At 49.9% G+C, this 4,624-nt stretch carries 4 protein-coding genes; all 4 read left to right on the top strand.

From position 1 onward, the window contains the following. Positions 1 to 316 precede the first annotated feature (316 nt). From ACXLDX_RS08770 to ACXLDX_RS08755, 4 genes are read left to right on the top strand one after another with little or no spacing between them, the layout of a single operon-like run. Complete coding sequence (locus ACXLDX_RS08770; RefSeq protein ID WP_457576797.1) at positions 317 to 1,150, top strand: DUF4405 domain-containing protein; 834 nt, start codon at positions 317 to 319, stop codon at positions 1,148 to 1,150. Between the two features lie 7 nt (positions 1,151 to 1,157). Continuing rightward, on the top strand, positions 1,158 to 1,727 hold the full coding sequence (locus ACXLDX_RS08765) for a hypothetical protein (protein WP_457576796.1): 570 nt from the start codon (positions 1,158 to 1,160) through the stop codon (positions 1,725 to 1,727). After that, on the top strand, positions 1,724 to 3,307 hold the full coding sequence (locus tag ACXLDX_RS08760) for a sensor histidine kinase (protein WP_457576795.1): 1,584 nt from the start codon (positions 1,724 to 1,726) through the stop codon (positions 3,305 to 3,307). Before ACXLDX_RS08765 ends, ACXLDX_RS08760 begins: the two co-directional genes overlap by 4 nt. Beyond that, positions 3,288 to 4,619: a sigma-54-dependent transcriptional regulator gene (locus ACXLDX_RS08755; RefSeq protein ID WP_457576794.1), complete on the top strand. Its 1,332-nt coding sequence runs from the start codon at positions 3,288 to 3,290 to the stop codon at positions 4,617 to 4,619. Before ACXLDX_RS08760 ends, ACXLDX_RS08755 begins: the two co-directional genes overlap by 20 nt. The last annotated feature ends 5 nt before the right edge of the window (positions 4,620 to 4,624 follow it).

Raw genomic sequence — 4,624 nt, 5'->3', positions numbered from 1 at the left:
CAGGCTAGCCTACGGTCAAAAATCACTGGAAATCTCAATTGATAAGGAATTCAAATGAAAAAGTGTCGGTCCAGATTATTTTCAAACCAGTACAATGTGATTTTTGAAATACGCCTGACAAAGCAGGCACATCCACAAGTCTACAAATATCAGGCTGAGTTTTGTATGTAATCAGCGTTCCACCAGGGCATTGCCGGGTCAAATTTAAAAATAACTTTTGTTATTTAGAAGAAAATATATTGAGTTGTTGCCCCTGTGAGCAGTTACATCGAATCCATTCACCATCCGGGTGAAATAATTTTTTTATAAACAGACTATGAATGCAAGAAAAATAACTTCCATGACGCTTTTTCTCTCGTTTTTCTTTTTACTCGTGACATCGATTATTCTCTATATTGTTCCCCAGGGACGGGTTGCGTACTGGGCGGACTGGCGACTGTGGGGGTTGAGCAAGAGTCAGTGGGGTGATCTGCATATCAATTTCGGCTTTCTCTTTCTTCTGGCCGGGATGCTGCATATCTATTACAACTGGCGACCGATTGTGGCTTATATGAGAAACCGTGCAAGGAAAGTGACGGTTATCACTCCGGCTTTCTGCACAGCGTTCCTTTTGTCATTGATTGTGGGCACAGGAACCTATTTTGAAATTCCACCCATGAGCAGTGTAATTCAGTTTGGAGAATCATTCAAAGATACTGCCGCCCGGAAATATGGTGAACCCCCCTATGGCCATGCGGAGCTTTCTTCTCTGAAGCTCTTTGCGAAAAAGCAGGATATCAACCTGGAGCGGGCAGTTGCACTGTTGAAAAAAAATAAAATTGTCTTCACCGGTGTCTCTGAAACCCTGGCGGATATGGCCGCGGATAATAATCTGACACCCCGTGATATTTATGCCCTGATAAAACCAGCGGAGAGAAAGGATATGAAAGGTATGGAGAGCCGTTTTCCTGACTCGCCCATGCCCGGTTTCGGCAATATGACCCTTGAAGAAATCTGTGGAAAATATAAGCTTGATCTTGCTGCTCTGGTCAACGGTCTGAAGGGGAAGGGGATTAAAAGCGATGGTTCGATGACCGTCAGGCAGATTGGAGCTGTAAACGATAAAGAGCCCATGGCGATTTTTGAAGCCATTCACACTCTGATCCAATAGGATTTTCATGAACCTGACAAGTCGCCTCTCTGCTGTTCTTGTTCTTGCCTGTGCTGTTTTATGGACAAGGACGGGGGTGTGTCAGGATTTTTTTTCGGGAAAGGTCCTGTGGGTTGATCGCGACAGGAGAGAATTGACCGTTGAAGTCCGGCATGGCACAAAACTGTTTGGGGACCTGGCGGGAAAGAAACCGGTTCTCGTTCGAATTGCAGAAAATAACAATCTGCCCGTGAATGAATCTGGTATTTTACTGCCCCCCTGTGTTTCCCTCGGTAACACTGTTCGCCTGTGGGGGGTGAAGGTGGCGGGAGAGCCGCCTTTTTTTGTGGCAACGGATATCAGGGGGTGTCGTGGAGGAGCCTGTGATGATCCAACGGGGGTCCGCTCCCGTCTGCAGAAACATCGCAGAAACAGGGTTGAGAAAAAGAGCTGGTGGAGCAACTGGATTCTGTCTGGTGAAGAGAAAGAGGGGGCTGGACGGGGCAGTGGAGGCAGAAGCCATGGTGGTGTGGGTGGAGGTCGTGGAGGTGGAGGTGAAGGCGGCGGCCACGGTGGCGGTGGAGGTGGACGCAGATGAAGAAAGCTCCAGGCTGGCGACTAAATATGTTGGCCTTTGCCGCCATAATTCTTTTTACCGGCAGTTATTTTTTCTGGCAGACGGGTCAGGCTGCCCGGGAATTTCGCAGCCATTCCCGTGAACATTCCAGGGCGCTGGCGGCCATTGTTGCCCTGAATATTCGTAATACTCTCCTTGCCGGAAAAGGGCTTGAAGAAACAGTTGCCAGTTCGTTGAAAAACAGTGCAAGATTTCTAGCCTTTCTGGAATCCACTGAACCGTTCACGAGTGCTGAATTGACAGCCTTCTCCACTGAATCCGGTCTGGCAGGGGTGAAAATAATTCATAGATCTGCCGATGAGAGCGTCAGTGGTCCGATCGGCTGGCTGGCTGCGAGAACGTGTGGAGAGACGCCCGGTCTTGTACGGCTGAAAGAGAATGATCTTTATCTCTTCACCTATTTCTATTCCGGACAGAAGGGTGACCCGGAGAATGGAAATTGTGTACTGGTGGGGATCTCTTCCAGGAAGATTGACACGATCCTCGAACGGATATCCGTCGAGCGGTTGCTGATGATGCTTAACAACTTCCATGATATTGCCTATGTTCGCCTGGAATCGCCCCCTGAAGGTGGAGAGACTGCAGGAAACGAACCGTCGGTGGAAGAGATAGAAGGGGTGCTGGAAACTGTGATTCCCATTGAAGGGCAACGGGTAGTCATTGCCCTGAAGGCAGACCGCTTTACCAGGCGTATCCATCAGATGAAGAAGGAATTTTTTATCTTTATCACAATTCTTGTATTTTTTGGTGCCGTTTCCTCATGGTGGCTTTACAGGTTGCAGCGTGAGCGAATACGACAGGCGAGAAGATTTGAGAGGGAACTGGCACGGCAGCATGAGGACGCAGCGCTGGGGCGGGCCGCAGCCACCATCACCCATGAACTGCGCAATCCGCTTAACGCGATTGGCATGGGACTGCAGAGACTGCAGTTGGAATCAGCACCGCTTGATCGGGAACATCGCGAGTTGATTGTTGGCATGAGGGAGGCGCTAAACAGGACTGATGCGATAATCTCTCGTTTGCGTCAGTATGTCCATTCTTTTGAGGTTACGACTGTTCCGGTTGATCTGGCCAGGCTGGTGGAGAGACTCCTGCTCCTGTACAGGCCCCAGTGTGAAGAACGGGGGATCAAGGTCTCCTGCTCGTTTGATGGTGGTTTCACTGTTGCAGGAGACCGGGCGCTTCTGGGGGAGCTTTTTGAAAATCTGCTGAAAAACAGCATAGAGGCGCAACAGCATGGAGGATATATCAATATCCGGGGATTACGCACCGGGAAGCACTGTCGTCTCGAGTTGAGCAACGGGGGATTTTGCCTGACGCGCAAAGAGAGCTCGCTTCTTTTTGAGCCGTATTTCACAAGTAAGAGTAAAGGTACCGGTCTTGGCCTGGTGATCAGTAAAAAAATTATTGAGGCGCATGGCGGAAAACTGGACTGGAACATTGATTTTGATCGCAGTGAGATCTGTTTTGTAGTTCAGTTGCCTTCTGCTGAGTTGAAGAGCGGGACAGGGGAGAAAGAGGATGTTGATACTGATTGTTGACGATGAAAAGATGCAGCGGGATATACTCCGGGGCTTTCTGGAAAAACAGGGGTACCGGACCGTAACCGCCGGCAGCGGGGGTGAGGCCATGCGGATTTTTGAGACGGCCCCTGTGCAGCTTGTCCTGCTTGACCATCGTATGGATGATATGAACGGGGATGTTGTTCTGGAAAAAATGCGCGCTGTTTCACCCCTTGTGCGTGCCATCATGATTACCGCCTACGGAAACGTGCAGACCGCCGTGAAGGTGATGCGGCTGGGTGCGGAGGATTTTCTGGAAAAACCGGTTGACCTGGAGGAACTGCTGGAGAAGATCAGGAAAATTGAGCAGGGTTTCAATATCGGAAGAGAAGCGGATAAGGTCCGTGAATCCATAGAAAAATATAACCTGCCTTTGAATATTGTCGGTTCAAGCGAGGCCATGCGGGAACTGCTTTCCCTTGTTTACCGGGTGGCACCGACAAGGTGGGGAGCGTTGATACGGGGGGAGACTGGAACGGGAAAGGAACTGGTGGCAAAGTTGATTCATATGATGAGCTCCAGGAAGGATGGTCCATTTGTTGAAGTCAATTGTGCTGCAATGCCGGAAAATCTTTTTGAATCCGAGCTGTTTGGTCATGAAAAAGGAGCATTCACCGGAGCCGTAGCCAGGCGGCGCGGCCGTTTTGAAATGGCAGAAGGGGGAACGATTTTTCTGGATGAGGTGGGGGAGTTGCCTTTGCAGCTTCAGGCAAAACTTCTCAGAACTCTTCAGGAAAAGAAGATCTGCAGGGTGGGCAGTGAAAAAGAAATCGAAGCAGATACCAGGGTCCTGGCCGCCACCAACAGGGATTTAAAACAGATGATTGTGGAGGGGCGGTTCAGGGAAGATCTCTATTTCCGTCTTAACATTTTTGAACTGGTTATTCCGCCTCTACGTGAACGGCGTGAGGATATAGTCGAACTGATAGATTTTTTCCTGGAGGAATATGGTGTAAACGGTATCGTGTTTGAACAGGAGGCATTGACTCAACTGGTGAAATACCCTTTTCCCGGTAATGTCAGGGAACTGGAACACCTGGTGCAGCGGCTGGTTACCCTGGTTCGCGGTAACCGGATTACCCTGATGGACCTCCCGGCAGAGATCCGTAACAGCAGTTCTGTTGACGGCCTGCTGGCCGAGCGGCTGGCAGCCGTTGAAAGAGAAATGCTGGTGCAGGCCCTGGAAAAACATGGATGGGTGCAGACAAAGGCGGCCGAGAGCCTGGGGATCAGTGAGCGTGTATTGCGTTACAAGATGAAAAAGAGCGGTATCAGAAAGGCGGGAGAATGATGAAA

It is taken from the genome of Desulfomarina sp. (assembly GCF_054039375.1).
The sequence above is the reverse complement of the archived record's forward strand: the minus strand, read 5'-3'. Positions and strand labels throughout refer to the sequence as shown.

What these genes read in the sequence shown, in the direction of transcription:
- ACXLDX_RS08770 (WP_457576797.1), top strand. Translation starts at nt 317, where the DNA reads ATGAATGCAAGAAAAATAACTTCCATGACGCTTTTTCTCTCGTTTTTC.
- ACXLDX_RS08765 (WP_457576796.1), top strand. Translation starts at nt 1,158, where the DNA reads ATGAACCTGACAAGTCGCCTCTCTGCTGTTCTTGTTCTTGCCTGTGCT.
- ACXLDX_RS08760 (WP_457576795.1), top strand. Translation starts at nt 1,724, where the DNA reads ATGAAGAAAGCTCCAGGCTGGCGACTAAATATGTTGGCCTTTGCCGCC.
- ACXLDX_RS08755 (WP_457576794.1), top strand. Translation starts at nt 3,288, where the DNA reads ATGTTGATACTGATTGTTGACGATGAAAAGATGCAGCGGGATATACTC.